This window comes from Nonomuraea sp. NPDC023979, from assembly GCF_040639085.1.
Taxonomy (GTDB): domain Bacteria; phylum Actinomycetota; class Actinomycetes; order Streptosporangiales; family Streptosporangiaceae; genus Nonomuraea; species Nonomuraea ceibae.
Genome location: NZ_JBEZZG010000004.1, coordinates 318,743 through 345,740, shown reverse-complemented (window position 1 = coordinate 345,740; position 26,998 = coordinate 318,743). Strand labels below are relative to the sequence as shown.

The 26,998-nt window shown below is 71.4% G+C and carries 23 protein-coding genes; 14 read left to right on the top strand and 9 right to left on the bottom strand.

Annotated features, from left to right (window positions below; translation table 11 throughout):
• Window positions 1-42: 42 nt before the first annotated feature.
• The 3 genes from AB0G11_RS10845 to AB0G11_RS10835 are packed head-to-tail and all read right to left on the bottom strand — an operon-like array spanning window position 43 to window position 3,103.
• Entirely contained in the window at window positions 43-903 is an 861-nt protein-coding gene (locus tag AB0G11_RS10845) for a carbohydrate ABC transporter permease (protein WP_357585279.1), read from the bottom strand.
• Window positions 900-1,787, bottom strand: a complete 888-nt coding sequence (locus AB0G11_RS10840; protein WP_357585277.1) for a sugar ABC transporter permease — start codon at window positions 1,785-1,787, stop codon at window positions 900-902. The genes AB0G11_RS10845 and AB0G11_RS10840 overlap by 4 nt, the downstream gene beginning before the upstream one ends.
• Window positions 1,784-3,103: an extracellular solute-binding protein gene (locus AB0G11_RS10835; protein WP_357585275.1), complete on the bottom strand. Its 1,320-nt coding sequence runs from the start codon at window positions 3,101-3,103 to the stop codon at window positions 1,784-1,786. The genes AB0G11_RS10840 and AB0G11_RS10835 overlap by 4 nt, the downstream gene beginning before the upstream one ends.
• Before the next feature lie 136 nt (window positions 3,104-3,239).
• Here AB0G11_RS10835 and AB0G11_RS10830 point away from each other — a divergent pair, with 136 nt between their 5' ends.
• The 6 genes from AB0G11_RS10830 (at window position 3,240) to AB0G11_RS10805 (ending at window position 10,350) form a co-directional block, all read left to right on the top strand.
• Complete coding sequence (locus AB0G11_RS10830) at window positions 3,240-4,034, top strand: NAD(P)-dependent oxidoreductase (protein ID WP_357585273.1); 795 nt, start codon at window positions 3,240-3,242, stop codon at window positions 4,032-4,034.
• Between the two features lie 274 nt (window positions 4,035-4,308).
• Window positions 4,309-5,295, top strand: coding sequence for a sugar ABC transporter permease (locus AB0G11_RS10825; protein ID WP_219503367.1), 987 nt, complete (start codon window positions 4,309-4,311; stop codon window positions 5,293-5,295).
• Window positions 5,279-6,148 (top strand): carbohydrate ABC transporter permease, encoded by an 870-nt coding sequence (locus tag AB0G11_RS10820; RefSeq protein ID WP_357585271.1) that lies wholly within the window; start codon window positions 5,279-5,281, stop codon window positions 6,146-6,148. Before AB0G11_RS10825 ends, AB0G11_RS10820 begins: the two co-directional genes overlap by 17 nt.
• A 42-nt stretch (window positions 6,149-6,190) precedes the next feature.
• The gene (locus tag AB0G11_RS10815; RefSeq protein ID WP_357585269.1) at window positions 6,191-7,480 is read left to right on the top strand and encodes an extracellular solute-binding protein; all 1,290 of its coding nucleotides are present in this window, start codon (window positions 6,191-6,193) and stop codon (window positions 7,478-7,480) included.
• A 63-nt stretch (window positions 7,481-7,543) separates the two neighbouring features.
• Window positions 7,544-8,824 carry a Gfo/Idh/MocA family oxidoreductase gene (locus AB0G11_RS10810; protein ID WP_357585267.1) on the top strand — a complete coding sequence of 427 codons (1,281 nt, stop codon included), beginning with the start codon at window positions 7,544-7,546 and terminating at the stop codon, window positions 8,822-8,824.
• A gap of 446 nt (window positions 8,825-9,270) precedes the next feature.
• Window positions 9,271-10,350 (top strand): hypothetical protein, encoded by a 1,080-nt coding sequence (locus tag AB0G11_RS10805; RefSeq protein ID WP_357585265.1) that lies wholly within the window; start codon window positions 9,271-9,273, stop codon window positions 10,348-10,350.
• On the opposite strand, the gene AB0G11_RS10800 is transcribed toward AB0G11_RS10805, so the two are convergent.
• Genes AB0G11_RS10800 through AB0G11_RS10785 form a run of 4 tightly spaced genes read right to left on the bottom strand, consistent with a single transcriptional unit; the run spans window position 10,340 to window position 15,064 of the window.
• Window positions 10,340-12,226: a DUF6807 family protein gene (locus tag AB0G11_RS10800; RefSeq protein WP_357585263.1), complete on the bottom strand. Its 1,887-nt coding sequence runs from the start codon at window positions 12,224-12,226 to the stop codon at window positions 10,340-10,342. The two genes, AB0G11_RS10805 and AB0G11_RS10800, sit on opposite strands and share 11 nt — an antisense overlap.
• Before the next feature lie 5 nt (window positions 12,227-12,231).
• On the bottom strand, window positions 12,232-13,281 hold the full coding sequence (locus AB0G11_RS10795; protein ID WP_357585261.1) for a mandelate racemase/muconate lactonizing enzyme family protein: 1,050 nt from the start codon (window positions 13,279-13,281) through the stop codon (window positions 12,232-12,234).
• Window positions 13,278-14,180, bottom strand: coding sequence for a 5-dehydro-4-deoxyglucarate dehydratase (locus AB0G11_RS10790; RefSeq protein ID WP_357585259.1), 903 nt, complete (start codon window positions 14,178-14,180; stop codon window positions 13,278-13,280). Before AB0G11_RS10790 ends, AB0G11_RS10795 begins: the two co-directional genes overlap by 4 nt.
• Entirely contained in the window at window positions 14,177-15,064 is an 888-nt protein-coding gene (locus tag AB0G11_RS10785; RefSeq protein WP_219503346.1) for an NAD(P)-dependent oxidoreductase, read from the bottom strand. The genes AB0G11_RS10790 and AB0G11_RS10785 overlap by 4 nt, the downstream gene beginning before the upstream one ends.
• 224 nt (window positions 15,065-15,288) lie before the next feature.
• Between AB0G11_RS10785 and AB0G11_RS10780 the strand changes: the two genes are divergently transcribed.
• Entirely contained in the window at window positions 15,289-16,260 is a 972-nt protein-coding gene (locus AB0G11_RS10780; RefSeq protein ID WP_357585255.1) for a LacI family DNA-binding transcriptional regulator, read from the top strand.
• Window positions 16,257-17,198 carry an aldose epimerase family protein gene (locus AB0G11_RS10775; RefSeq protein WP_357585254.1) on the top strand — a complete coding sequence of 314 codons (942 nt, stop codon included), beginning with the start codon at window positions 16,257-16,259 and terminating at the stop codon, window positions 17,196-17,198. Before AB0G11_RS10780 ends, AB0G11_RS10775 begins: the two co-directional genes overlap by 4 nt.
• Here AB0G11_RS10775 and AB0G11_RS10770 read toward each other — a convergent pair.
• A complete protein-coding gene (locus tag AB0G11_RS10770; RefSeq protein WP_357585252.1) occupies window positions 17,180-19,618 on the bottom strand; it encodes a SpoIIE family protein phosphatase in 2,439 nt (812 codons plus the stop codon). The genes AB0G11_RS10775 and AB0G11_RS10770 overlap by 19 nt on opposite strands.
• A 154-nt stretch (window positions 19,619-19,772) precedes the next feature.
• Here AB0G11_RS10770 and AB0G11_RS10765 point away from each other — a divergent pair, with 154 nt between their 5' ends.
• From AB0G11_RS10765 to AB0G11_RS10740, 6 genes are all read left to right on the top strand, one after another.
• Window positions 19,773-22,277, top strand: a complete 2,505-nt coding sequence (locus AB0G11_RS10765; protein ID WP_219503332.1) for a DNA translocase FtsK — start codon at window positions 19,773-19,775, stop codon at window positions 22,275-22,277.
• A 77-nt stretch (window positions 22,278-22,354) separates the two neighbouring features.
• Window positions 22,355-23,119: a helix-turn-helix domain-containing protein gene (locus tag AB0G11_RS10760; RefSeq protein WP_219503330.1), complete on the top strand. Its 765-nt coding sequence runs from the start codon at window positions 22,355-22,357 to the stop codon at window positions 23,117-23,119.
• Between the two features lie 46 nt (window positions 23,120-23,165).
• Window positions 23,166-24,572 carry a 30S ribosomal protein S12 methylthiotransferase RimO gene (gene rimO / locus AB0G11_RS10755; protein WP_219503328.1) on the top strand — a complete coding sequence of 469 codons (1,407 nt, stop codon included), beginning with the start codon at window positions 23,166-23,168 and terminating at the stop codon, window positions 24,570-24,572.
• Window positions 24,569-25,141: a CDP-diacylglycerol--glycerol-3-phosphate 3-phosphatidyltransferase gene (pgsA, locus tag AB0G11_RS10750; protein WP_219503325.1), complete on the top strand. Its 573-nt coding sequence runs from the start codon at window positions 24,569-24,571 to the stop codon at window positions 25,139-25,141. Before rimO ends, pgsA begins: the two co-directional genes overlap by 4 nt.
• 4 nt (window positions 25,142-25,145) lie before the next feature.
• Entirely contained in the window at window positions 25,146-25,637 is a 492-nt protein-coding gene (locus tag AB0G11_RS10745; RefSeq protein ID WP_219503322.1) for a nicotinamide-nucleotide amidohydrolase family protein, read from the top strand.
• A 226-nt stretch (window positions 25,638-25,863) separates the two neighbouring features.
• The gene (locus AB0G11_RS10740; RefSeq protein WP_219503598.1) at window positions 25,864-26,220 is read left to right on the top strand and encodes a helix-turn-helix transcriptional regulator; all 357 of its coding nucleotides are present in this window, start codon (window positions 25,864-25,866) and stop codon (window positions 26,218-26,220) included.
• Here AB0G11_RS10740 and AB0G11_RS10735 read toward each other — a convergent pair.
• Window positions 26,217-26,996: a DNA-formamidopyrimidine glycosylase family protein gene (locus tag AB0G11_RS10735; RefSeq protein ID WP_219503319.1), complete on the bottom strand. Its 780-nt coding sequence runs from the start codon at window positions 26,994-26,996 to the stop codon at window positions 26,217-26,219. The two genes, AB0G11_RS10740 and AB0G11_RS10735, sit on opposite strands and share 4 nt — an antisense overlap.
• Window positions 26,997-26,998: the final 2 nt, after the last annotated feature.

The following is a 26,998-nucleotide window of genomic DNA, read 5'->3' as shown; positions in this document are numbered from 1 at the left end:
CGACCAGTCAGCATACGGGATGGCGTTCAGATACATGGACACCTACCCCTTGATGGCGCCGCTTGTCAGGCCACGCATGAACTGACGCTGGAAGGCGAGGAACGCGATGATCGACGGGAGCAGGGCCAGCAGTGAGGCCGCGAGCACCACGCCGATGCCCACCTCCTCGTCCGAGCGGAGTGAGCGCAGCGCGATGGGCAGCGTCCACATGCTCGACTCCGGAGCCACGATGAGCGGCAGCAGGTACTGGTCCCAGATCATGGTGAAGCCGAAGACGCCGATGACCCCGAGCGCCGGCCGGCACAGCGGCAGGATGATCGTGAAGAACGTGCGCAGCTCGCCCGCGCCGTCGATGCGCGCGGCCTCCTCCAGCTCGACCGGCACCTCCTTCATGAACTCGGTCATGACCAGGATGGAGAACCCCCAGGCGCCCACCGGCAGGATCATGCCCGCGTACGTGCCGATGAGGTCGAGGTGCAGCACGGGCAGGTCGGCGAGCACGAGCGACAGCGGGATCGCGATGATCTCCTCGGGCAGCATCATCGTGGTCAGCATGATCAGCATGACGATCGACATGCCGCGGAACTTCTTGCGCGCCAGCGCGTACGCGGCGAACACGCTCACGATCACCTGGAGCAGCAGCCCGAACCCGACGACCACGAAGGAGTTGAACAGATAGAGGTAGACGTTGCGCTCGCCCGCCTGGACGAAGTTCTCGAACGTGAAGGAGTCCGGCCACAGCGTGAACGCGGTCGGGTCGAGCGTCTCGTTGAACGCGCTGATCAGCAACGCGACCAGCGGCCCGGTGAAGATCAGCACCATGCCGGAGTAGAGCAGGACCTTCACGGCCACGGCCACCGGCCCGCGCCTGGCCTCCAGCCCCAGCGCGCTGTCGAACCTCATGATGCCGCCTGCCTTCTCCGCATGAGCTGGACGAGCACGGTCAGCAGCAGGGTGGCCGCGAACAGCACGATCCCGCCTGCCGACGCGATGCCCAGCTCGCCCGTCTGGAAGCCGAGCTTGTAGATCAGTGTCATGAGCACCTCGGACGACCCGTTCGGCCCGCCGTTCGTGAGCACGTACACCTCGACGAACACCCGCAGGCCGCGGATGGCGGCGAGCGTGAACAGGATCCAGAACACCGGCCGCAGCGCCGGCAGCGTGATGTGCCGCAGCCGCCGCCAGGTGGACGCCCCGTCGACCGCGGCGGCCTCGTACAGCGTCCGGTCCACCCCGACCAGCCCGGCCAGGAAGATCATCATGTCGTACGGGGTCCCGCGCCAGATGCTCATGCCCATGATCGACAGCAGGGAGGAGTCCTCGCTGGCCAGGAACGGCTGCGGGTCCAGTGCCACCCAGCCGAGGATGCTGTTGAGCATGCCGGTGTCGCCCGGGTGGTACATGATCCGCCACACCTCGGCCACGGCCGCCATCGTGGTCACGACCGGCAGGAACGCCGCGGTCCTGACGAACCACAGGTAACGCGCGGGCCCCTCGATGAGCAGCGCGAACCCCAGGCCCAGCACCAGCGACCCGGCCGTGGTGCCCAGCGCCAGCACCAGGCTGTGCCAGATGGCCGAGGCGAAGGCGTCGTCGGTGAGGATCGTGCGGTAGTTGTCCAGCCCGACCCACCGGCTGTCGATGTAGCGGATCTCCTGGAAGCTCATCGTCAGCCCGGTGAACATCGGGATGAACTTGAAGTACAGGAACAGCAGCAGGGCGGGCGCCAGGAAGGCCCAGGCGATCAGCGCGCCCCGCCGCCGCGCCCGGGTGGGCGTGGGCGTCATGATGCCTTCTGGCCCTGCAGTTCCCGCGTGAGCTCGGCGTTGAGGGTGTCCATCTCGGCCTGGACGTCCATGCCGCAGTCGGCCCACGCGGAGTTGATGGAGTCGGCCGAGGTCTGGCGGATCGGCGCCCAGTTCGGCACGGGCGGGGCGTAGACGGCGTCGGGGTAGGCGTCCTGGAACACCTTCCAGCGCGGGTCCTTCCGCTCGGCGGCCAGGTCGACCTCGGAGTTGACCGGCAGGCGGACGATGGCGCCGTTGTTGTCCTTGTTCATACCGATCCGCTGGCCCTCTGCAGAGATCGCGAACTCGGCGAACTTCTTCTGGCCCTCGGGGTTGCCGGACCCGGCCATCAGGTAGACGTTCTCGCCCTCGCCGAGCGTGCCGGGGCCGCCGGTGGGGCCCTTGGGCACCGGGAAGACCTCGATCTTGTCGGTGCCGATGCTCTCCACGAACCGGGCGAGCACGTACGGACCGGTCAGGTAGAGGCCTCCCTGGCCCTTCTCGAACACCTCGTGGGTGACGGTGGTGTCGTTGCTGACCGCGCCCGGGTTGACGGTCTTGGCGGTGCAGAACTGGTCCTGGAGGAACTTCACGGCCTCGACGGTCCTGGAGTCGCCCGTCATGGCGGCGAACGTGCCGCTGCCCGTGGTGCTGAGGAAGTCGCCGCCGTTGGCGTAGATGAACGAGGAGGCGTACCAGGAGGCGTAGCCGCGCTTGGTGCCGGCCGGGATCACGAAGCCGGAGGTGTCGTTCTCGCCGTTGCCGTCGGGGTCCTTCTCGGTGAACGCCTTGGCCAGCGCGGCCAGGTCCGCCCAGGTGCGGGGGACGTCCATGCCGAGCTTCTCGCGCCAGTCCTTGCGCGCGATGATCGCGAACGCCTGGGCGGAGAACGGCGCCGCCCACGTCTTGCCGTCGGCGGCCGTGGCCGCCTTCCAGGCCAGGTCGGACAGCTTGTCCCCGCCCGCGAGCGAGGCCCGGTCGACCTCGGTGAGCCAGCCCTGGGTGTGCATGTTGCCGATCTGGGCGGTGTCGTTGATGACGATGTCGGGCAGTTTGCGCTGGGCCGCCTGCTGCTGCAGCTTGGTCTCGAAGTCGTCGAAGAGCGCGACGACCTTGGTCGGCACGCCCGCGGCCTTGGTGAAGGCCTCGGCCAGGCGCTGGGCCGTCTTGGCGGAGTCGGAGTCGGGCGTCTGCCTGATCCAGATCTCCAGAGCCTCGTCCGAACCGGAACCCGAACCCGATGATCCGGAGCCGCAGCCCGTCAGCGTTACGGTCAGGGCCGTCGCGATCGCGACCCCGAGCAGATGACGTGACATCAGACCGCCTCCTGTTCACATATGTGGACATCTATCGCGGACGTGAATTTGGTACCTGCGAACGTAACGAGTGACGCACATCACGGTCAATATTCAAGAATGTGAATTCAAGCCAGGCTTGTGTACAACAGAAGTCATGCGCATTCTCATGACCGGCGCCGCCGGCAAGGTCGGCACGCTGCTCCGTCCCCGTCTCGCCCGCGAGGGCCGGACCCTGCGCCTGTCCGACCTGCTCCCACTGGAGCCGGGGCCCGGCGAGGAGGCTGCCGTCGCCGATCTGGCCGACGAGTCCGCCATGGCCAAGGCGATGGCGGGCGTCGACGCGGTGCTCCACCTCGGCGGGCAGAGTCGCGAGCACCCGTGGGCGGACATCGTCCGGGCCAACATCGACGGCACCCAGGTGCTGATGGAGGCCGCGCGGCGGGAGGGCGTACGGCAGCTGGTGCTGATGGGCAGCCATCACGCGGCCGGGTTCCAGACCAGGCCGCCGTCCGGCGAGGATCTGCCCGACTACGCCTTCCCTCGCCCCGACACCTTCTACGGGGTCAGCAAGGTCGTCATGGAAGGGCTCGGCAGCCTCTACCACGACAGGTTCGGCATGAACGTGACCGTGATCAGGCTCGGCACCTGCAACGAGGGCCCGGCCGACACGCGCGGCCTGGCCACCTGGATCTCGCCGGACGACCTGGCGCGCCTGGTCGAGGCCGCGCTCGTCGCGCCCGGCTTCCACGTCGTCTGGGGCGTCTCGGACAACGCGCGCCGCTGGTGGTCGCTGCGCGAGGCCGAGGCCATCGGGTACGTCTCCCGCGACGACTCCGAGGTGTTCGCCGGTCCCCTGGTCGCCGAGCTGGGCGAGCCGGACCTGAGCGACCCGGTGCACGACCGTGCCGGCGGGGTGTTCACGTTGAAGGAGCTCGGCGGATCCTGGTGAGCGTTACCGCTCGGTAGCCGCCCCGGCCGGACAGGACGGGGCGGCTTTCTGCTGCCCTCCCATGATGCAACCGGTTGTAGTGGATCTGAGCCAACGGCAAAATGTTGTGATTCCGTCATCTGGGGTCCTGGCCACTTGACCTGCGGCTACGGCGTTGGCGATATATCGGTAACGGCTTTGTAACACCTGCAAAGGGTTGACGAAACTTTTCGCCTGCCTATAGGAAGGCGCTATCCGATCCCGCCGTGCCGGGCAGGGCCTGGAAGAGGGATGTATGTCCGAATCAATCTCTGTGACGCCGGAGCGAGCACTCGCCCCGAAGCGTGCGCCCGATCAGCCGCCAGGACGCCGCAGGAGGACCCCCCACGTTAACGTTCACAGGCGGCGTGAGGCCCGCGCGGCCTACGTCTTCCTCGCGCCGTGGTTCATCGGCCTCTTCGTCATCACCGTCGGCCCGATCCTGGCCTCGCTCTACCTGTCGTTCACCAACTACAGCCTCCTGGAAGAGGCCAAGTGGGTCGGGACCGACAACTACACCAAGATGTTCTTCGAGGACGACCGCTTCATCACCTCGCTGAAGGTCACCACCGTCTACGTGGTCGTCTCGGTGCCGCTGCAGCTCGCCTTCGCCCTCGGGCTCGCTCTGGCGCTCGACCGCGGACTGCGCGGCCTGTCGTTCTACCGCTCGGTCTACTACCTGCCGTCACTGCTCGGCGGCAGCGTCGCCATCGCCATCCTGTGGCGCAAGATCTTCGGCACCGACGGCCTGGTCAACGGCCTGCTCGCGGTCTTCGGCATCCAGGGGCCCGGCTGGGTCTCCGACCCCGACACGGCGCTCGGCACGCTGATCCTCCTGCACGTGTGGACGTTCGGCGCGCCGATGGTGATCTTCCTGGCCGGACTGCGCCAGATCCCGCAGAGCTACTACGAGGCGGCCGCCGTCGACGGCGCCACCAAGCTGCGCCAGTTCCGCTCGATCACGCTGCCGCTGCTCACCCCGATCATCTTCTTCAACCTCGTCCTCGAGGTGATCAAGTCGTTCCAGTCCTTCACGCAGTCGTTCATCGTGAGCGGCGGCAGCGGAGGCCCGGTCGACTCCACGCTCTTCTACACGCTCTACCTCTACCTGAAGGGCTTCAAGAGTTACGAGATGGGCTACGCGGCCGCCATGGCGTGGGTCCTTCTGCTCATCATCGCCGGCCTGACCGGCGTGAACTTCCTCGCGTCGAAGTATTGGGTCTTCTATGGCGACTCGAAGTAAGCAGGTCCCGCTCCTGTTCCGGCCGATGCCGCGGGGGAGCCGCCTGCTCAAGCACCTGCTGCTGATCGCCTTCGGGCTGGTCATGCTCTACCCGCTGCTCTGGATGATCTCCAGCTCGCTCAAGCCGGAGGAGCTCATCTTCCGGGAGCCCGGACTGTGGCCCAGCGAGGTGACGCTGGACAACTACGGCGACGGCTGGACCGCGCTCAAGCACTCCTTCGGCTACTACCTGTGGAACTCCGCCGTGATCACCGGCCTGTCGGTGCTGGCGAACCTGGTGGCCTGCTCACTGGCCGCCTACGCGTTCGCCCGGCTGAACTTCCCGCTGAAGAAGCTGTGGTTCACGGTCATGCTGGGCTCGATCATGCTGCCGCACCACGTGACCGTCGTGCCGCAGTACATCGTGTTCGCCGAACTCGACTGGATCAACACGATCTGGCCGCTGGTCGTGCCCAAGTTCCTGGCCACCGACGCGTTCTTCATCTTCCTGATGGTGCAGTTCATCAGGACCCTGCCCAGGGAGCTGGACGAGGCCGCCGCCATCGACGGAGCCGGCTACTGGCGGGTGTTCCTCCAGGTCATCCTGCCGCTGTGCATGCCCGCCCTGGCCACCACCGGCATCTTCACCTTCATCTGGACGTGGAACGACTTCTTCAGCCAGAACCTCTATCTCACCAACTCCGACAACCTCACGGTGGCCGTGGCGCTGCGCCAGTTCCTCGACTCCAGCGGCGAGTCCTCGTGGGGGCCGATGTTCGCGATGTCGATCGTGTCGCTGGGACCGATCTTCGGGTTCTTCCTGGCGGGGCAGAAGTACCTGATCCGGGGCGTGGCGACGACCGGTTTGAAGTAGTTCCTCTTCACCCCCTGCAACTCTCCAAGAGGAGGTAGAGCTGTGAACCTCAGCTCTCGCAAGACCATGTGGAAGGTCGCCGCGCTCTCGGTGGCCGTGCTCACGGCGGTCACCGCCTGCGGCAGCGGCGACAGCGGCGAAGGCGGTGGCGGCGAAGGCGGCAAGACCACCATCACCTTCGCCTACTGGGGCAGCGACGCCCGCCAGAAGCTGACCGAGCAGGTCATCGCCAAGTTCGAGGAGAAGAACCCGACGATCGACGTCGAAGGCGACTTCTCCAACTGGGACAGCTACTACGAGAAGCTCGCCACCAAGGTCGCCGCCAACGACGCCCCCGACGTGCTCAGCATCGAGATCCGCGGCCTGAGCGAGTACGCGGGCCGCGGCGCGCTCGCCGACCTCGCCGGCAAGGTGCCCACCGCCGACCTCGACCAGCAGGTCCTCGCCAGCGGCCAGATCGACGGCAAGCAGTACGCGATCCCGACCGGCGTCAACGCCTTCTCCATGGTCGCCAACACCGCGGCGCTGGAGAAGGCCAAGAAGGAGCTGCCCAAGGACACCGACTGGACCTGGGACCAGTGGATGGCCCTCGCCCAGGAGATCTCCGGCGCGGGCGGCGTCACCGGCGCCGAGTACAACTTCAACCCGGCCTTCCTGCAGATCTACGCCGCCCAGCGCGGCGAGAAGTTCTACGACGGCAACAAGATCGGCGTCTCGCCCGACACGCTCAAGTCATGGTGGGCCATCCACCAGAAGCTCATCGAGACCAAGGGCTCGCCCGACGCCGCCAAGAGCGCCGAGATCGGCGCCACCGGCCCCGAACAGTCGCTGCTCGGCACCAACGCCGGCGCCATGGGCATGTGGTGGAGCAACCAGCTCAACGCGCTGACCAAGTCGTCCGGCTCCGAGATGACGCTGCTGCGCATGCCCAAGCTCGAAGGCGCCACCACCGGCGGGATGTTCCTGCAGCCCGCCATGTTCTACGCCGCCTCCGCCAAGTCCGAGCACTCCGCAGAGGGCGCCAAGCTCATCGACTTCCTCGTCAACGACCCGGACGCCGCCGCCATCCTGCTCAGCGACCGCGGCCTGCCCACCAACACCAAGGTGCTCGACGCCGTCAAGACCAAGCTCCCCGAAACCGACCAGAAGACCCTCGCCTTCATCGACGAGGTCAGGAGCGAGCTGAGCCCCATCCAGGTCCCGCCGAAGGGCGCCCTGGAGATGGAGGACATCCTCAAGCGCAACTCCGAAGAGGTCATGTTCGGCCGGGCCACCCCCGACGCCGCCGCTCAGAAGTTCCTGACGGAGGCCAACGCCGCGATCGCCGGCTGACGCGATCACCGCCGGGGGCCGGCCTGGCCCCCGGCCGCCACCTCGACTCGGGGAGAAGAGCAGTTGAGCACCAAGTACGCCTTCGTCGGCCTCGGCCACCGGGCGCAGATGTACGTCGACGCTCTGCTGGGCGACTGGCAGGACACCGGGACGATCGCCGGCCTGTGCGACACCAACCGGACCCGCATGGACTACTACGCCGAGCGCATCGGCCGCCCGGTGCCCTGCTTCGGCCCCCAGGAGTACGGCAAGCTCCTGGACCTCGCCGACGCCGTGATCGTCTGTACGGTCGACGCCACCCACGCCCAGTACGTGATCGCCGCCCTCGACGCCGGCCGTGACGTGATCGTCGAGAAGCCGCTCACTGTCGACGCCGAGAGCTGCGCCGCCATCGCCGAGGCCGCCGAGCGCAGCACCGGCAAGCTCGTCGTGACGTTCAACTACCGCTACTCGCCGCGCAACTCCGCCGTCAATCGGCTGCTCAGCGAGGGCGCCATCGGCGACGTCACCTCCGTCCACTTCGAATGGGCGCTCGACACCATCCACGGCGCCGACTACTTCCGCCGCTGGCACCGCGACCGCGCCAGCTCCGGCGGGCTGCTCGTGCACAAGTCGACCCACCACTTCGACCTGGTCAACTGGTGGCTCGACGCCGCCCCCCAGCTCGTCTTCGCCCAGACCGACCTGCGCTTCTACGGCGACGCGCTGCCCCGGGGCGAGCGCCCCGCCCGCGGCCAGGGCGCACCCGGGCTGGGCAGCGACCCGTACATCCTGGACATCTCCGCCGACGAGCGGCTCAAGCGGCTCTACCTGGACGCCGAACACGAGGACGGCTACATCCGCGACCAGGACGTCTTCGCGCCCGGCGTGACCATCGACGACACCATGGCCGTCATGGTCCGCTACGCCAACCGGGCCATCCTCACCTACTCGCTCACCGCCCACGCGCCCTTCGAGGGCTACCGGGTCGCCTTCAACGGCACGCGCGGGCGGATCGAACTGGAGGTGTGCGAGCGGGCCTGGACGCCGCCGCACGCCGCCGTCGACCCCAGCGCCGCGAGCAAGGAACACGCCGCCGGCGCCTGGGACCGCCTCACCCTCCACCGGCACTGGGAGCAGCCCGAACAGGTGCCCATCGAACAGGGCGCCGGCGGGCACGGCGGCGGCGACCGGCTGCTGCTCGACGACGTCTTCCGCGGGCCCGGCGACGACCCCCTCGGCCGCCCGGCCGGCTACCGCGACGGCATCCGCAGCGTCCTCGTCGGCGTCGCCGCCACCCGCGCCGCCGCCACCGGCCTCCCCGTCCCCCTCACCCCCGACGGCACCGCCCTCCTAACCCCCTGAACCAGGCGCCCCCATGAGCGCCCCGTCCCTTCCGAGAAGCCGCGCACACGAAGGGCCGCGCCTTGGGGGACTTGCACGGAAGTGCGATACCCGTGAGGGGCACCCCGCCCCAGGAGGCACGGGCCCCCGGACTGGCCGCCCCCAGGAGGTGCGGGCCCCCGGGCTGGCCGCCCCCGAGAGGCAGGGGTCATCCCCGGGCTGGTCGCTCCGGGAGGTGCGGGCCACCCCCGGGCTGGCCGTCCGCCTCTGAGGGGCTGCGGCTCCCCGGGGAGGCGCGCGTTCGCGAGGGGCCGCGCCCTCACGGGGTTGCTCGGGAGGATCCGGCGCCTCCAGAGGGGCGGGCCTGGGAAGGGCGCCCGTCCTGGGGCTCCGCGGGGTGGCTGGCCGGTGGAGGGCTGAAGGGCGGGCCCCGAAAGGGCGATCAGGCGTAGAGGAAAGGACGGGTAGTGCGGCATCTTGGGGTGTTCTCGGGGCTGGTGGAGGTGGCCGGGCGGCGGCGGGGGCTGTTCGCGGATGCGGTGCCCGGGGCGGCGCTGGCTGAGGCGGCGAGGGAGACGATCGGGACGCTGGACCTGGTGGCGGCCGACGTCAGGACGGAGCGCACCTGGGAGGCGGGTGACGTGGCGGGGGAGGAGCTGTCGTGGGACGTGGGCTTCGGCCCGCGGACGCGCGCGTACCTGCTGAGGCCGCGCGGCGAGCGTGGCAGGCTCCCGGGGGTGGTGGCGCTGCACTGCCATGCCGGGATGAAGTGGGCCGGCAAGGAGAAGGTCGCCGACGGCCCGGAGGGTCCGTCGGCGGAGGTGCGGCGGCTGCGGGAGGAGATCTACGGCGGCCGCGCCTATGCGGGGGAGCTGGCCGGGCGCGGGTTCGCGGTGCTGGTGCCGGACGTGTTCGGCTGGGGCAGCCGCCGGTTCCCGCTGGCGGACATGCCGGACCGGGTGGCCGCGTACGCCGGTGATCCGGCGCTGTCGGAGGCGGACCGCTACGACGCGGCGGCGGGTCACCACGAGCACGTGCTGGAGAAGTACTGCACGCTGCTGGGCACGTCGATGGCGGGCGTGGTGGCGGGCGAGGACCTGGCGGCGGCGGCGTACCTGCGGGGCCGTCCGGACGTCGGCGAGGTGGGCTGCGTGGGGGTGTCGGGCGGCGGCCTGCGGGCGGCGCTGCTGGGCGCGTTCGACCCGGAGGTGCGGGCGGTGGCGGTGGTGGCGATGGTGTCGGCGTACGCGGATCTGCTGGACGGGTACGTGGCCTCGCACACGTGGATGCTCTACCCGCCGGGCCTGTCCCGCCTGTGCGACTGGCCGGCGCTGGTGGCGGCGCGGGCGCCGCGTCCGCTGCTGGTGCAGTACGCCGAGCGGGACGCGCTGTTCCCGCCGGAGGGGATGCGGCGGGCGCACGAGGCGATCGCCCGCCGCTACCCCGGGGGCGGCTACGAGGGCGTCTTCCACGACGCCCCGCACTCCTTCGACGTCCCGATGCAGGAGGCCGCCTTCGCCTGGCTGGCGAAGCGGCTCAGGACCTGAGCTCGGCGACCAGCCCGGCGGCCTCCTCGCGGGTCAGCCGCCCGTCGGCGACGACGACGGCGACCCGCCGGGCCAGCACGGGGCCGAACTCCAGCGGCGTGTCCCAGGCGAGCGCGGTGCCGACGCCGGGGTATTCGGCGACGCGCACGAACCACGGGTCGTCGTCCTGCGCGAACACCAGCGTCCAGTCGTCGGAGGCGAGCGCCAGCCACGGCGCCCGCGACCCGTGCACCCGCTCCTCGCCGTCCTCGGCGGCCGTGAACGCGTGCAGTTCCGGCGATCCGGCGGGCGCCCGCCAGAAGAAGCCGCCGTAGCCGGCCCCGGCCCGGCCCTTGGTGGCCGAGCTGCGCACGGTCAGCGGCCGGTCGGTCAGGTTGTGCAGCGTGAACGCGAAGTCGAGCGCCCACCCGCGCGACAGCGGCGCGGCGCGCACGGTGCGCTCCTCGCGCACGATCGGCTGCTCGCCGGGCCGCTCCCACACCAGCCGCTCGGCGAACCCGGACGCCTCCCGCACGGGGAACGACAGGTGCCGCTGCGTGCCGTGGTCGTCCAGCCAGGCGGGCCCCCGGTCGCGGACGTACGTGCGGCCGCCCCAGAAGTTGCGCCCGCCGAGGTCGGTGACGGCCACTCCGGCGCCGAGGTGGTGCGGATGGTCGTCGGGCCGCACCTCGGTCACGACGGTCCCGCCGAGCGTCCGTACGGGATGCAGGAACGGCCGGGGGGCGGCCTCCAGCGGCAGGTCGCTCACGGTCGTGTACTCGGCCACGACGGTCCCGGAGACGGTCAGCGGGGTCGCCCAGCTCACGCCGAGCTCGGAGAAGAGGGCCAGCCGGTCGGCGCAGGCGTCGACGACGCCGGCGATGCCGGGCAGCACCCGCCCCTCGCCGGACAGGTCCTGGTGGGCGTCGTCGATCGGCAGCGGGTCGGGCGCGAGCCGGATGGCCTCCATGACCTCCATGAACGCCCCGGTCCGGTGCACGGGCACGAGCAGCTCGGCGCCGGAGCGGACGTGCTCGACGAGGTTGGCCAGCAGGTCGGCCCGCTCGTAGGAGCGCGCGGGCCCGTCGTCCACCTGGACCTGGTCCGTCGTGTACGTGAGCCGCACGCGGCCCTTGGTGCCGTGGACGAGCACGTACGGCTCGTCGCGCGTGGCGGCGCAGAGCGTCACGGCCGCGACCACGGGCACCCCGGAGGCGAGGCCGATCCGGATCGCGGAGGTGTCGTCGGACTCGATGGGGTTGGCGTGGAACAGCTCCGCGGTGACGGAGGCGACGGCGCCGCGCTCCTCGGCCCCGGCGACGGCCAGGGCGGTGGCCAGGGCGTGCGCGAACGGGTTGGTGAGCGCCCCGTCGACCACGTCGACGCCGTCGAGCACCCGGCGGCCGGCCCACGGGCTGCGGGTGAAGTAGGCGGCCGGGCGCGGCCACGAGCCGGCCACGCCGATCCCGGTGACGCGGCCGACGGCGCCGCTCGCGACGAGCTCGCGGACGGCGGGCACGGCGGCCGAGCCGAGGCTCTGGAAGCCCACCTGGCAGGCCAGCCCGGCGGCGTCGGCGGCGGCGCGCATGCGTTCGAAGTCGCGCAGCGTGGCCGCCGTCGGCTTCTCCACCAGCACGTGCGCGCCCGCGCCGAACGCGGCCAGCGCCAGGTCGGCGTGCGTCGGGATGGGGGTGGCGAGGATGGCGATCTTCGCCCCGGTCCGCTTGATCAGGCCGGGCAGGTCGGCGGACACCTCCGGCTCGCCCAGCCCGTCGAGCAGCTCCGGCGCGACCGGCCGCACGTCGCACACGCCGGCCAGCTCGATCCCGGGCATCCGGCGCAGCCGGTCGAGGTAGTGGGAGCCGAACCCGTGGGCTCCGGCCAGCACGACACGCACGATCGTCACCTCCAGCGGAGGCCGAGCCCCCGGTGCCCGCCGGCGCGCAGCTCCGCGCCGGACACCTCGACAGGGTACGGCTCGGCCAGCAGCCCGAGCGCGGCGAACGAGGCGTCCTCGACGACCTCGGCCATGCACGGCAGCGGCAGCGCGAGCGCGAGCTGCCCGGACAGGTCGGGCAGCAGGTGCGGATGGACGGGCACGCCGTAGGCCCGCGCCAGCTCCGCGATGCGCAGGAACGGCGTGATGCCGCCCACCCGGACGACGTTCGGCTGCACGACGTCGCAGGCCCCGGCCGCGAGCAGGTCGCGGAAGCCGTAGACGGTGTAGACGTTCTCGCCCACGGCGATCGGCACGCCGACGGACCGGCGCAGCTCCACGTGCGCGGCCACGTCGTCGGCGGGCAGCGGCTCCTCCAGCCAGTGCAGCCCGTACGGGGCCAGCGCGTCGGCGGCGCGCCTGGCCCGGTGCAGGTCCCAGCGCTGGTTGGCGTCGATCATGAGCAGCGTGTCCGGCCCGACGACCTCGCGGACCGCCGCCACCCGTTCGACGTCCTCGCGCAGGTCGGGGCGGCCCACCTTGATCTTGACGCCGGGGTGCCCGGCGGCCTTCCAGCGTTCGGCCTGCGCGACCAGCTCGTCCAGCGTGTAGTGCAGGTTGACGCCGCTGCCGTAGACGGGCACGCTGTCGCGCCGCCGGCCCAGCACGTCGGCCAGGCCGCGCTCGCCGCACCGCAGGTCCCACAGCGCCAGGTCCACCCCGGCCAGCGCCACCGTGGTGACGCCGCCGGGCCCGGCCTCGCGCAGGTGCCGCCAGAGCCGGTCCCACACCACCTCCGGGTGCGGGTCCAGGCCGATGAGCGCGTCGCGGACGTCGTGCTCCAGCAGGGCCTGGACGGCCTTCGCGCCGATCTGCGGCGTCCAGGAGAACCCGGTGCCGGTCCGGCCGTCGGCCAGCGTCACCTCGACGACCAGGACGTGGTTGGCGGGCACGTCCGGGCCCCACGGCCGGCGCAGCGCGACCGTCCGCGGGGTGACCCTGAGGTCGCGGATCACAGCGCCCGCCCTTGCTCGATCGACCGCCCCTGCTGGATCGACCGCGCGTGCTCGATCAGCCTGGCCAGCTCGGCCACGTCCTCGGGCGCGGCGTCGGTCAGCGGCGGGCGCACCGGCCCGGCGTCCAGCCCGCCGAGCCGCACCCCGGCCTTGACCAGGGACACCGCGTATCCGGGGGCCTTGGACCGCAGCCGTACCAGAGGCTCGTAGAACTCGGCGAGCAGCCGGTCGGCGCCGTTCAGGAACGCGGTGGCGATGTCGGGAGCGAACGCGAACACGGCGGAGGAGTAGAGCTCGACGCCGATGCCGCGGTAGGCGCCCATGGTCAGCTCGGCGGTCGGCAGGCCGTTGAAGAACATGAAGCCGTCGCCCACCTCCCGGCGCACGGCCAGGACCGTGCGCCGGATGAGGTCGATGTCGCCCAGGCCGTCCTTGAGCCCGATCACGCCGGGGACGCGCGCCAGCTCGACCGCCTGCTCGGGCGTCGGGACGACCGAGCCGCGCTGGTAGATCACCGTCGGGAGGATCGCCGCGACCTCGCGCACGTAGGCGAGGAAGCCCTCGGGCGTGCCCTTCATCAGGTACGGCGGCATGAGCAGCAGGCCGTCGGCGCCGGCGTCGCGGGCCGCCCTGGCCTGGGCGAGCGCCGAGCCGAGCGGGCCGCCCGCGCCCGCGAACACCGGGACCCGGCCGCGCGCGGTCTTGACCGCCACCCGGACGGCCGCCGCGTGCTCGGCCTCCGACAGGGCCGGGAACTCGCCCGTGCCGCAGGCCGCGAACACCGCCCCCGGATGGTGTTCGAGGCCCCGGCCGATGTGCTCGGCCAGCACGTCCTCGGCCAGCTCCCCGGCCGCGGTGAACGGGGTGACGGGGAAGAAGAGGACTCCGGTGAGGTTCATCCGATCTCCAGTTCGGTGCGCCAGCTGCGCTTGGCCGTCCAGCCGAGCATGCGTTCGGCCTTGGCCGAGGTGAAGGCGGGACGGGTGCCGGTCAGGTGGATCGCCGCGGCCCTGGTGGCGGGCATGACGGCGGGAAGCAGGTCGGCGAGGGGGTCGCGGGCCAGCGCGTCGGCGGCGCCCGCGAAGAACACCTCGCCGTTGGGCAGGCCGGGCAGCTTGTCGACGAGCACCGAGATCATGTCGGAGGCGTCCCTGGCGTCGATGTAGTTGAACAGGGAGACGCCGGCGATCTCCGGCCGGTCGAGGCGTTCGGCGATCGTGTGGCCCGACTGGGTCGGCGCGCCCGCCCATTCCTCGGGGGCGACGACGAAGCAGGGCCGCACCGCCGCGAAGCGGGTGTCGGAGCAGCGCGCGAAGGCCGCCATCGTCTGCTCGGCGACCAGCTTGGACAGGCTGTAGGAGTTCCACGGCCGGGGCGGGTGGTCCTCGTCGATCGGCAGGTAGTCGGGCGTCCAGCCGGAGGGGGCGCCGTAGCCGATCACGGTGGGGCTGCTGGCCACCACGACCCGGCCCACGCCGGTGGCGCTCGCCGCCGCGCACACGTTGAACGCCAGCTCGGTGTTCGTGCGGAAGGTGACGCCGTCGGTCCGGCTGAACGGGGTCGCGATGGCCGCCAGGTGCACGACGACGTCGGGCCGGAAGCGCGTGAGCACGTCGTAGGCCTCGCCCAGGTCGGTCAGGTCGGCGGGCAGGACGGCGGCGGCCTCGTCGGGCGTGCCGGCGGTGACGTCGACGCCGATCACCTCGTGACCGGCCTGCGCCAGGGTGGTGACGAGGCTGCGGCCGAGCCTTCCGGCGCTGCCCGTCACCAGTGTTCGTGTCATCGCTCGCTCACCTTCCCGCAAGGGGCTCGAATACCGCAACCGGTTGCAAAAAGTATCGAGGCGGGGTCGGGAGAACGTCAAGCCGCACGGCCCCCGCTCACACGGGCGCCGACGCCCGTATAACCGGTATGGTGGGCATTGGCGCTCTGGCAGAGGCTCTAGAAGTCCATTGACAGCGATACAAGCGCTTGCATTAATGTACAGGGCATGCACGGAGGCCTAGCGTGGCGGTGACGATTCGTGACGTGGCGGAGGCGTCGGGCGTGCACGTCTCCACGGTGTCGCGCGCATTCTCCGCGCCCCATCTGGTCAACCCCGCGACGCGCACCCGGGTGCTCGCCATCGCCGAGGACCTCGGCTACCGGCCCAACCGGGCCGCGCGGGCGCTGACCACCGGGCGCACCCACAACATCGGCCTCATCGTGGCCGACATCGCCAACCCGTTCTTCCCGCCGCTGATCAAGGCCGCGCAGGCGCAGGCCAGGCTCCGCGACTACCACGTGTTCGTCGCCGACACCGACGAGGACCCGCAGGTCGAGGAAGAGCTCATCCAGACTCTGACCAAGCAGGTCGACGGCGTGCTGCTGTGCAGCCCCCGCCTGACCAACCGGACGATCGAGCGGCTGCGCGAAGAGGTGCCGTTCGTCGTGGTCAACCGGCGGGTCAAGGGCATGCCGACGGTCCTGATGGACGTCGGGCGCGGCGTCCGGCTGGCCGTCGAGCACCTGACCGGCCTCGGCCACCGCAGGCTCGCCCTGGTCACCGGGCCGAGCGGGTCGTGGACCAGCAAGGAGATGCAGTCCGCGGCGGCCGCGATGAGCGAGGCCGACGTCACCTTCCTCGGCCCCAACCCGCCCACCGAGCTCGGCGGCCTCGCCGCGGTCACCGACGTGATCGCCTCCGGCGCCACCGGCGTGCTCGCCTACAACGACCTGGTCGCGATCGGGCTCATGGAGGGCCTGGCCGAGCGCGGGATCGACGTGCCGGGCGACATCAGCGTGATCGGCGTCGACGACATCGTCCCCGGCCGGCTGAGCCGCCCCAAGCTCACCACGATCGCCATGCCCACCGCCGCAGCGGGCCGGATCGCCGTGGACATGCTGCTCCAGTCGGTCGACTCCGACTCGACCGGCGGCGTCACCGTGCTGGAGACCAGCCTGATCGTCCGCGAGTCAACGGGAGAGACCCACTCATGATCTTCGGAACGCTGCCGTCGGGGGAGCCCGTCGAGCGCCACGAGCTGTCGTCGGGGCGCCTGCGCGCGGCGGTGCTCAGCTACGGCGCGATCCTGCAAACGCTTGAGGTGTCGGGCGTCAACGTGGTGCTCGGCCTCCCGACGCTCGACGACTACCTGACCCGCAGCCGCTACTTCGGCGCCGTCGTCGGCCGCTACGGCAACCGCATCGCCCGCGGCCGCTTCACCCTCGACGGCACCGAGCACACGCTGCCCGTCAACAACGGCCCCAACAGCCTGCACGGCGGCGCCGACGGCTTCGACCGCCGGGCCTGGACCGTCGCCGACGTCACCGGCTCGTCCATCACGCTCACGCTGACCAGCCCCGACGGCGACCAGGGCTACCCCGGCACGCTGACCGCCTCGGTCACCTACACGCTCGACGGCGACGCGCTCCGCCTCGACTACGCGGCCGAGACCGACGCCCCCACGGTGCTCAACCTGACCAACCACTCCTACTTCAACCTCGCGGGCGGCGGCGACGTGCTCGGCCACGTGGTGCGCATCGCCGCCGACCACTACCTGCCGGTCGACGACGGCAAGATCCCCACCGGCGAGCGGGCCCCGGTCAAGGGCACCGTCTTCGACTTCACCACGCCCCACGCGGTGGGGGAGCGGTTCGGCGGCGCGTACGACCACTGCTACGTCCTCGACGGCGGCGTCACCGTGGTCGAGCCGGTCAGCGGGCGCACGATGGAGGTCACGACCACCGAGCCGGGCGTGCAGTTCTACGCGGGCGGCATGCTCGACGGCGTCGCCACCCCGTTCGGCCCGCACGCCGGGCTGTGCCTGGAGACCCAGCACTTCCCCGACTCGCCCAACCAGCCGGGCTTCCCCTCGACCGTGCTCAGACCGGGCGAGCGCCACGCCTCCTCCACCACCTACGCCTTCCCCGCCTGACGCGCGGGCAGCGCCCGCAGCACGAGCAGCGCCACGTCGTCGCGCGACGGGTGGTCGGCGAAGGACTCGACCGCCTGCCGCACCCGGTCGGCCACCGCGTGCGCGCTCAGCCCCGCGCAGCCCGCCAGCAGCCGCGCCAGGCCGTCGTCGTCGTCCAGCAGCCGCAGGCCGCTGCGCCGCTCGGTCACGCCGTCGGTGACGCACAGCAGCACCTCGCCGGGCGCCAGCTCGAACGACTCCACGCTGAACCGGGCGCCGTCCTCGACCCCCAGCAGGAGCTGCGGCGTCGCCACCGTCTCGACCCGGCCGTCGGCGCGCAGCAGCAGCGGCGGCACGTGCCCGGCCGAGGCGACCGTGCACAGCGCGCCGCCGCCCGGCAGCGGTGTCAGCTCGCCGCACAGCAGGCTGAGGAAGCGGCCGTCCTCGCCCTCCTCCAGCACCCGCTGGTTGAGCCGGTCGAGGATGTCGGCCACCGTGTAGTTCTCCTTGGCCAGCAGCCGCACCGCGTGCCGGGCCAGCCCCGTCACCGCGGCGGCCTCCGGCCCGCTGCCGCACACGTCGCCCAGCGCGAAGCACCAGTGGCCGGCCACCGTGAACAGGTCGTAGAAGTCGCCGCCGACGTCCGCGCCCTCCCCGGCGGGCTCGTAGACGATGGCCGACTCCAGGCCCGGCATCGGCGCCACCCGCATCGGCAGCAGGCTGCGCTGCAGCACCCGCGACGTGGTCGCCTGCCGGGTGTAGAGCATGGCCGTGTGCAGGTTGAGCGCGATCAGCCGGCACAGGTCGGCCAGCAGGTCGGCCAGCTCCAGCGGCAGCGTCGGCTCCTGGCGCCCGATCACCAGCGCGCCGTGCGCGTTGCCCTGCGTCATCAGCGGGAACGACAGCACCGCCTCCTGGCCGACCGGCCAGGCCACCTCGGCCAGCGGCGTGCCGGGGATGGCCGGCAGCGACTTGCGCAGGCCGGCGTTGTGCCGCTCCTCGCTGTGCCACACGTGGGCCAGCCGCGTCATCCCGGCCAGGTCCGTCAGGTAGACCGCCGCCCAGGTGGCGATCTTCGGCACCACGAGCTGCGCGGACAGCGCCGCGATCACCTCCTCGTCGTGCACGCCCGCCAGCAGCTCGCCCGCCTCGGCCAGGAAGGCGAGGCGGCCCCGGTGCGCCCGGTCCTGCTCGGCCAGCCGCTCGCGCTGCACGGTGACCGCCACCTGGTCGGCGATGTGGCGCAGGCTGACAGTGAGGTCGTGGTCGAAGCGGCCGGGGGCGGCCGAGGTCACCGCCAGGTGCCCGATCACCTCGCCCCCGGCCACCAGCGGCGCGCACGCCAGTGACCTGGCCCGCAACTGCTGGGCCAGCTCCACGTCGACCGCCAGCAGGTCCTCCAGCACCGCCGGGGCCGTGCGGTCGGGCGCGAACACGCCCGCCGCCGGCACGCCCACCACCCCCGCCGTGTCGCCCACGCCCGCCGCGACCCCCAACCGGTTGCCGCTCTCGGCGCGCAGCAGCACGTACGTGGCCTCGCCGCCGCTCGACAGGTGCACGATCTGCGCGATCGTGTCGAGCAGCTCGGCCAGCGGACGGTCGCGGTCGAGCAGGTCCTTGATCCGCCTGCCCGCCTCCCGGCGCACCGGCGCGGGCGGCGCGGCCAGCACGAACCCGTGCTCCCAGCTCGTCACCATCCAGATCGACCGCCGGTCCTCGGCGCGCCCGCCCGTGCGCAGGTGCGACACGTACACGCGGACCGTGCGGCCGTCGCGGTGCCGCATCCGCGCCTCGCCCCGCCAGCGGCCCAGCGCCAGCGTGTCGGCCAGCGGCAGCGCGTACGGGCCTGAGCCGCGCCAGGCGACCAGGTCGGCCAGGGGCCTGCCGACGGCCTGCTCGGCGGTCCAGCCGAGCAGGGTGCGGGCGTCGGAGTTCCACGCGATGACGCGGCCGGCGGCGTCGGCGACGAGCACGGCGACGCGCAGCCGGTCGAGCCCGGCCGCCGGCGGCGGGGGAGCGGGCGCCGGGCTGTCGGACGCGCCCGCGAACTCCATGCGCACCCACACGCGCTTGGCCGTGCGGGTGTAGGTGACGCCCCAGGCGTCGGCCAGCATGCCCGCCAGCGCGAGCCCGCGGCCGTGCGTGGACATCGGCTCGGACGGCGGACGCTCGGCCAGGATCGCCCGCCCGGGGTCGTGGTCGTCGACCTCGATCTCCAGCTTGGCCGGCGCGGCGTCGGCGTCGAGCCGGCAGGTGAGCTCGATGCCGGTGCCGGCGTGCACCACGGCGTTCGTGACGAGCTCGCTGGTCAGCAGCACGGCGTCCTCGGTCAGATGGGTCAGGCGCCACTCGCCGAGCACCTGGCGAACGAACCGCCGCGCGGCTGCCGGGGCATGGGGAGTGCCGTCGAAGGAAGTGCTCGACACCTGCGTCGCGTCCACTGTGCGTCCTAGAACATCACTCGATGTGGCAGTTCGGTCACTCTCAGAGTGGCAGACTGAACGGCTCGGGAACGGCGAGTTACGAAGAAGGGTTTCGCGGGGACACCGGCGAGTCACGGTGATTTCGCCGGGGCTCCGACGTACCTTTGGCATCATGGCCACCCGTACGCCGAAAAGCGCATCGAAGGGACCGGCGAAGCGGTCGGCCCCGTCTCGCTCGACCCCCGCCAAGCGGAGCGCAGGTTCGGCGGGACGGTCCCGGGCCAAGGCTTCGACGCCGGCCCGCAAGGGCTCGATGACCCACCAGGACCCGATCAGCTGGGTCTTCACCATGATCGGCAAGCTCGTGGTCGGGCTGTGGATGCTGCTGGCCAACGGCATCGGCAGCACCGCGCGGGCGCTCGGCAAGAACGCCCGCGAGCTCGACCCGGCGCACCGGCGCGACGGCGTGGGCCTGGCCGTGCTGGCGGGCGCGATCGTGCTGGCCGCGATGACCTGGCGCGACACCGGCAGCGGCGTATCCCAGGCGGTCAACACCGTGGTCCACGCGGTGTTCGGGTCGCTGGCGTGGGCCATGCCGCTGCTGCTCGGCCTGCTGGCCTGGCGCTACCTGCGCCACCCCGACCAGAACGCCGACACCGGCCGCATGGTGATCGGGTGGAGCGCGCTGCTCGTCGGCATCCTCGGCGTCATCCACGTCGCCAACGGCACCCCGTACCCGGCGGGCGACGCGAACAACACGATGGACAAGGTGTCCCAGGCGGGCGGCATGGTCGGCTTCATCGTGTCGGCGCCGCCGATGAGCATCCTGCCGTCGTGGATCACGATCCCGCTGCTGCTGCTCCTGTCGGGGTTCGGCGTGCTGGTGATCACGGCGACGCCGGTGCACCGCATCCCGGAGCGGCTGGCCGAGCTGCGGCACATGCTGTTCGAGCGGCAGGGCGGCGAGGGCGCCCCCGCCACGGCGCCGAAGAAACGCGTCAAGAAGCCCGCCGCCAACCCGGAAGACCTCGTCAAGCCGTACGACACGCCCGTCATCGCGGAGAAGGACAAGCGGGGCGAGCACTCGCCGGAGATCGTGCCCGGCCTCACGGAGGAGGACGAGGAGCCGCCGGCCCCGGCCAGGAAACAGCCCGAGCCGCCGGAGCCGACGCCCGCGCCGCGCAAGGTCGAGCAGCTCGTTCTCTCCCCGCAGGCGGGCCCCTACCACCTGCCCGACCTCAAGTTCCTCAAGCCGGGCAGCGCGCCAAAGCCGCAGACCAAGGCCAACACCGTCGTCGTCAACGCGCTGACCAGCGTGCTGGAGCAGTTCGCCATCGACGCCCAGGTGATCGGCTTCACCCGCGGCCCGACCGTGACCCGCTACGAGATCGAGCTGGGCCCGGCGGTCAAGGTCGAGAAGGTCACCGCGCTCACCAAGAACATCGCCTACGCCGTCAAGTCCGCCGACGTGCGCATCCTGTCGCCGATCCCCGGCAAGTCGGCGATCGGCGTGGAGATCCCCAACGCCGACAAGGACCTGGTGGCCCTGGGCGACGTGCTGCGCTCGCAGGTGGCGCAGGCCGACCACCACCCGATGATCGTCGGGCTCGGCAAGGACGTCGAGGGCCGCACGATCGTCGCCAACCTGGCCAAGATGCCCCACCTGCTCATCGCGGGCGCCACCGGCGCGGGCAAGTCCGTCTGCGTCAACGGCCTCATCACGTCGATCCTGATGCGGGCCACCCCGGACGAGGTGCGCATGGTGCTCGTCGACCCCAAGCGGGTCGAGCTCAGCGTGTACGAGGGCATCCCCCACCTGATCACGCCCATCATCACCAACCCGAAGAAGGCCGCCGAGGCCCTCGAATGGGTCGTGGGCGAGATGGACCGGCGCTACGACGACCTGGCCGCCAGCGGGTTCCGGCACGTCAACGAGTTCAACGAGGCCGTGCGGGCCGGCAAGCTGCAGCCGCCGCCCGGCAGCGAGCGCGTCTACCAGCCGTACCCGTACCTGCTGGTGATCGTGGACGAGCTGGCCGACCTCATGATGGTGGCGCCGCGCGACGTCGAGGACTCGATCGTGCGCATCACCCAGCTCGCCCGCGCCGCCGGCATCCACCTGGTGATCGCCACCCAGCGGCCCTCGGTCGACGTGGTCACCGGGCTCATCAAGGCCAACGTGCCGTCGCGGCTGGCGTTCGCGGTGTCGTCGCTGACCGACTCCCGCGTCATCCTCGACCAGCCGGGCGCCGACAAGCTGGTCGGCCAGGGTGACGCGCTGTTCCTGCCGATGGGGGCCAGCAAGCCGATCCGCATCCAGAACGCGTTCGTCTCGGAGAAGGAGATCGCCGAGATCGTCGCGCACTGCAAGACGCAGATGCAGGTCGAATACCGCGACGACGTGGCCGCCGCGCCGGTCAAGCGGGAGATCGACGAGGAGATCGGCGACGACCTCGACCTGCTGATCCAGGCGGCCGAGCTGATCGTGACCACGCAGTTCGGCTCCACGTCGATGCTCCAGCGCAAGCTGCGCGTCGGCTTCGCCAAGGCGGGGCGGCTGATGGACCTGCTCGAAAGCCGCAACGTGGTCGGCCCGAGCGAGGGGTCGAAGGCCCGCGAGGTGCTGGTGAAACCGGATGATCTGCCCGGATTGCTAGCCGACCTGCGTGGCGAATGACCCCAATGCACGTTTCCCGGAGCGTAGCTGGTTGAATATATCTGACTACGCTCCGTTGTGGTCGGGAGGCGTTTGCGATGCAGGAACAGAGCACGGGTGCCATGTTGGCGGCCGCCAGGGAGGCGGCGGGCCTGACGGTCGCGCAGCTGAGCGCGAACACGCGCATCCGCGAAGTGATCATTCAGGCGATCGAACGGGACGACCCCGCGGAGAACGACTTCTACACCCGGGGGCACGTCAAGGCGATCGCCAAGGCGGTGGGCCTGGACCCGGAGGCGGTCGTCCACCTCTACGACCAGCAGCACGGCGGTGCGCCGCCGCCGGTCCGGGCCTCTGACGTCTTCCGGGCCGACCGCGGCGTCCGGCTGGGCGAGCGGCGCGGCCCGAGCTGGACGACCGCGCTGGGCGTGGCGCTGGCCGTGGTCGTGGTGTTCGGCGTGGTGCGGGTGATGGGCGGCGAGTCCGACCGGGTCCGCTCGGCCGGGGTCCAGCACGCCACGTCGGCGCCGAGCGTGCCGCCCAACCGGCCCTTCACCGAGGCGCCCGCCAGGCCGCCGCGCCAGGCGATGGCCATCGCCAAGGGCGACCTGGTCGTGGTCAAGGTCAAGGCCAAGCGCTCGTCCTACCTCAACGTGCACGACGCGCAGGGCCGCAAGCTCTTCTCCGGCACGCTCAAGGCGGGCGCGAGCTCCACCTGGCGGGCCGCCTCGAAGGTCAATCTGCTGCTGGCCGACGCGGGCGCGGTGTCACTGCAGGTCAACGGCAAGGAGCTGGGCCGGATCGGCGACCGGGGGGAGGTCGTGCGCCGCTCGTTCGGGCCTGGGAAGCCGCGAGCCAGGTAGCCCCTGCATCGGGTGGTGGCCAACTCCCGATACCGTAGTGTTCACCATGTCATCCCGCCGAACCGCATCGCTGATCACCCTGGGCTGCGCGCGCAACGAGGTCGACTCCGAGGAGCTCGCCGCGCGACTTGAGGCTGCCGGTTGGCAGCTCGGCGACGACGACCCCGATGTCGTCGTCGTCAACACGTGCGGCTTCATCGACTCGGCGAAGAAGGACTCCATCGACACACTGCTGGCCGCCGCGGACTCGGGGGCCAAAGTGGTCGCCGCGGGCTGCATGGCCGAGCGCTACGGCAACGAGCTCGCCGAGGCGCTGCCCGAGGCCAGTGCGGTCATCTCCTTCGACGACTACGCCGACATCGGTGGCCGCCTCGACGACGTCATCGCAGGCAGGCGGCTCGTCCCGCACTCGCCGCGCGACCGCCGCACCCTGTTGCCCATCTCACCCGTCGAGCGCGCCGGGTCCCGATCCTCCATCCCCGGCCACGGCGACCTGCCCTCCGGGGTGGCTCCCGCCAGCGGCCCCCGCGTGCTGCGCAAGCGGCTCGACGAGAGCCCGGTGGCCTCGCTCAAGCTCGCCTCCGGCTGCGACCGGCGCTGCACGTTCTGCGCCATCCCGGCCTTCCGGGGGGCGTACGTGTCCCGCGACCCCGACGAGCTGGTGGCCGAGGCCGACTGGCTCGCCCATCGCGGCGTCCGCGAGCTCGTCCTCGTGAGCGAGAACTCCACCTCCTACGGCAAGGACCTCGGCGACCTGCGGGCGCTGGAGAAGCTGCTGCCGCGCCTGGCCGCGGTCGAGGGCGTCGACCGGGTGCGGGCGAGCTACCTGCAGCCGGCCGAGCTCCGGCCGGGGCTCATCGACGTGCTCGCCGGCACCGAAGGCGTCGCCGCCTACTTCGACCTGTCCTTCCAGCACGCCAGCGGGCCGGTGCTGCGCCGGATGCGCCGCTTCGGCGACCCCGAGCGCTTCCTCGGGCTGCTGGAGACGATCCGCGAGCGGGCCCCCGAGGCCGGTGTGCGCTCCAACTTCATCGTCGGCTTCCCCGGCGAGACGGAGGAGGAGTTCGGCGAGCTGGTCTCCTTCCTGGAGCAGGCCAGGCTCGACGTGATCGGCGTGTTCGGCTACTCCGACGAGGACGGCACCGAGGCGGCCGGCTTCGACGGCAAGCTCGACCAGGAGGTCATCGACGAGCGCGTCCGCGTGCTCACCGAGCTGGCCGAGGAGCTCACCTCCCAGCGGGCCGAGGAGCGCATCGGCACCGAGGTCGACGTGCTCATCGACGAGGACCTGGGCGACGGCGGCTATGAGGGACGGGCCGCCCACCAGGGGCCCGAGGTCGACGGTTCGGTCACGGTTCAGGGCATCGGTCTGGTCAAGGGGCAGATCGTCCGCGCGGTCGTGGTCGACGCCGAGGGCGTCGATCTCATCGCGCGGATCAAGGCCGGTCCATGACCAGGGACGAGCGCCGCGTGGTGAGCCCGTGGAACATCGCCAACGTCCTCACGGTCCTCCGGTTGGCGCTCGTCCCCTTTTTTGTGGTGTGTCTCTTCGTGCCGGGCACGGGCTGGCGGCTGGCCGCGCTGGCCGTGTTCGCGGTGGCCTCGCTCACCGACCATCTCGACGGTGAGCTGGCCCGGCGTTACGGGCTCATCACCGACTTCGGCAAGATCGCCGATCCGATCGCGGACAAGGCGCTGACCGGCGCCGCGCTGGTCTGCCTGTCGATCCTGGGCGAGCTGCCATGGTGGGTGACGATCCTGATCCTGGGCCGCGAGCTCGGCATCACGCTGCTCAGGCTGCTGCTGATCCGGCACGCGGTGATCCCGGCCAGCTACGGCGGCAAGGTCAAGACGGTCCTGCAGATCGCCGCGATCGTCCTGTATATCCTGCCGGGCGTGCCCGACCCGCTGCGCTGGGCGGTGATGGGGGCCGCCCTGGTCGTCACCGTGGGCACCGGCGCCGATTACGTGATCAGGGCGGTCAAGCTGCGCAAGGTGGCCAGGCAGGCACGCGGGGAGTGAGAGCATGGCGGACGTCGCCGAGGTCGTGGCGGAGCTGGTGCGGCAGGGGGCCACGCTGGCGGTGGCCGAGTCGCTGACCGGCGGGCTCATCGGGGCGGCGGTCACGTCCGTCCCGGGGGCGTCGCGGGTGTTCAGGGGCGGGGTGATCTCGTACGCGACCGAGCTGAAGCAGGAGCTGCTGGGGGTGCCGGCGGAGCTGTTGCGGCGGGAGGGCGCGGTGCATCCGGACGTGGCGGCGGCGATGGCGGCCGGGGCGGCCCGGGTGTGCGGGGCCCGCTACGGGCTGGCGGTGACCGGGGTGGCCGGGCCCGAGCCGCAGGACGGGCAGCCGGTCGGCACGGTCCACGTCGCGGTCAGCGGTCCCGATGGTCAGGTGTGGGGGCGCCGGTTGAGCCTTTCGGGGGAGCGGGCGCGTATCAGAGAGGGGACGGTGGACGAGGCCATCGATCTTCTGGCAAGTGTGCTGAGGGCCAATAAAGGGGAACATTCCGGATGATTACCGTGTTACGTCCCGAGCGAACATGCGAGGCACGGTCTGACGCGGTGTCGGTTGATACGGGTACGGTGGAGCTGTGAGTGATGAGCCACGAGCGGCGGCCCAGGGGCGGAGACGCCCGATGATGACGGCGAGGAGTATGTACGAAGCGAAGAAGAACAATGGGCGGCACGATCCGATCGCGCGGGGCGTGGTGAAGACATCCACGCCGGGGAGGGAGCGACAGATGATTCTGCTGCGTCAGCTGCTCGGTGATGTGCTGAGGCGGCTGCGCGTGCGGCAGGGACGCACACTTCGCGAGGTTTCCACGCTGGCGCGTGTCTCGCTCGGCTATCTGTCCGAGGTCGAGCGTGGCCAGAAAGAGGCATCCTCCGAGCTGCTCGCGTCCATCTGCGGGGCACTGGGAGTGCCGTTGTCGCAGGTGCTGCGTGAGGTTTCCGACCAGTTCGCGCTGGCGGAGCTCCAGGCTGCCCCTGTGCTCGCCGAAGCCCCCGAGCACGAGCGCATCCCCCTTGCCGATTCGGTCCCCGGGTCGATCTCCGATTCCGTCTTCCCCGAAGTCAAGGACATGGTGGCGGCCTAGCCCGGCTGGCAGCCGCCGCACCACAGGATCAGCCGCTCCTGTGACTGCGCCCCCATCTCCCCGCGGCTGATGCGGGTGCCGCATCGACGACAGGGCCTGCCCGCCCTGCCGTAGACCCAGGTCTGGTTCGCCGGACGGCGGTCACCTGTGGTCACCGTGCCCGCATGGAGTTTGTTCGCGTCGAGCAGCCGCCGCGCGAGCGTGACGACCCCCTCCAGATCCTCGACGTCCCCGACCCGGCGCCACGGCCAGATCCCGCGCAGGAAGAGCGTCTCGGCCCGATAGATGGTGCCGATGCCCGCGAGGTTGCGCTGGTCCAGCAGCGCCTCGCCGATGGTCGCGTCCGGGGTGCGGCGCAGCCGCCGCACGGCCTCGGCCGGATCCCAGTCGTCGCCCAGCAGGTCGGGCCCCAGATGGCCGACCACCCGGCTCTCCTCCGCCGTCTTCAGCAGGTCGACCATCCCCAGCCGCACGCCCACGGCCTGCCACCGGCTGTTGGCCAGCACCAGCCGCACCTGGTCGCCGCCCGCGACCCGCCGGCCCGCGGGCGTGATCTGCCAGCTTCCGTCCATCCGCAGGTGGGTGTGGACCGTCAGGCCGCCCTCCACCCGGGTCAGCAGGTGTTTGCCGCGCGAGACGGTCTCCAGGACCGTCCGGCCCGTCAGGTCGGCGGTGGCGTGGCGGGGCACCCGGAAGTCGGAGCGGGTCAGCACCTGCCCGTCGAGCGCTCCCCGCAGCCGCGCGGCCGTACGGTAGACGGCATCTCCTTCCGGCATGC

Bases quoted from the DNA above. Each gene is read 5' to 3' on its own strand.
- pgsA (WP_219503325.1), top strand. From the start codon at position 24,569: ATGACCAGGGACGAGCGCCGCGTGGTGAGCCCGTGGAACATCGCCAAC.
- AB0G11_RS10735 (WP_219503319.1), bottom strand. From the start codon at position 26,996: ATGCCGGAAGGAGATGCCGTCTACCGTACGGCCGCGCGGCTGCGGGGA.
- AB0G11_RS10745 (WP_219503322.1), top strand. From the start codon at position 25,146: ATGGCGGACGTCGCCGAGGTCGTGGCGGAGCTGGTGCGGCAGGGGGCC.
- AB0G11_RS10775 (WP_357585254.1), top strand. From the start codon at position 16,257: ATGATCTTCGGAACGCTGCCGTCGGGGGAGCCCGTCGAGCGCCACGAG.
- AB0G11_RS10740 (WP_219503598.1), top strand. From the start codon at position 25,864: ATGATTCTGCTGCGTCAGCTGCTCGGTGATGTGCTGAGGCGGCTGCGC.
- AB0G11_RS10845 (WP_357585279.1), bottom strand. From the start codon at position 903: ATGAGGTTCGACAGCGCGCTGGGGCTGGAGGCCAGGCGCGGGCCGGTG.
- AB0G11_RS10760 (WP_219503330.1), top strand. From the start codon at position 22,355: ATGCAGGAACAGAGCACGGGTGCCATGTTGGCGGCCGCCAGGGAGGCG.
- AB0G11_RS10830 (WP_357585273.1), top strand. From the start codon at position 3,240: ATGCGCATTCTCATGACCGGCGCCGCCGGCAAGGTCGGCACGCTGCTC.
- rimO (WP_219503328.1), top strand. From the start codon at position 23,166: ATGTCATCCCGCCGAACCGCATCGCTGATCACCCTGGGCTGCGCGCGC.
- AB0G11_RS10820 (WP_357585271.1), top strand. From the start codon at position 5,279: ATGGCGACTCGAAGTAAGCAGGTCCCGCTCCTGTTCCGGCCGATGCCG.
- AB0G11_RS10835 (WP_357585275.1), bottom strand. From the start codon at position 3,103: ATGTCACGTCATCTGCTCGGGGTCGCGATCGCGACGGCCCTGACCGTA.
- AB0G11_RS10840 (WP_357585277.1), bottom strand. From the start codon at position 1,787: ATGACGCCCACGCCCACCCGGGCGCGGCGGCGGGGCGCGCTGATCGCC.
- AB0G11_RS10790 (WP_357585259.1), bottom strand. From the start codon at position 14,180: ATGAACCTCACCGGAGTCCTCTTCTTCCCCGTCACCCCGTTCACCGCG.
- AB0G11_RS10765 (WP_219503332.1), top strand. From the start codon at position 19,773: ATGGCCACCCGTACGCCGAAAAGCGCATCGAAGGGACCGGCGAAGCGG.
- AB0G11_RS10825 (WP_219503367.1), top strand. From the start codon at position 4,309: ATGTCCGAATCAATCTCTGTGACGCCGGAGCGAGCACTCGCCCCGAAG.
- AB0G11_RS10785 (WP_219503346.1), bottom strand. From the start codon at position 15,064: ATGACACGAACACTGGTGACGGGCAGCGCCGGAAGGCTCGGCCGCAGC.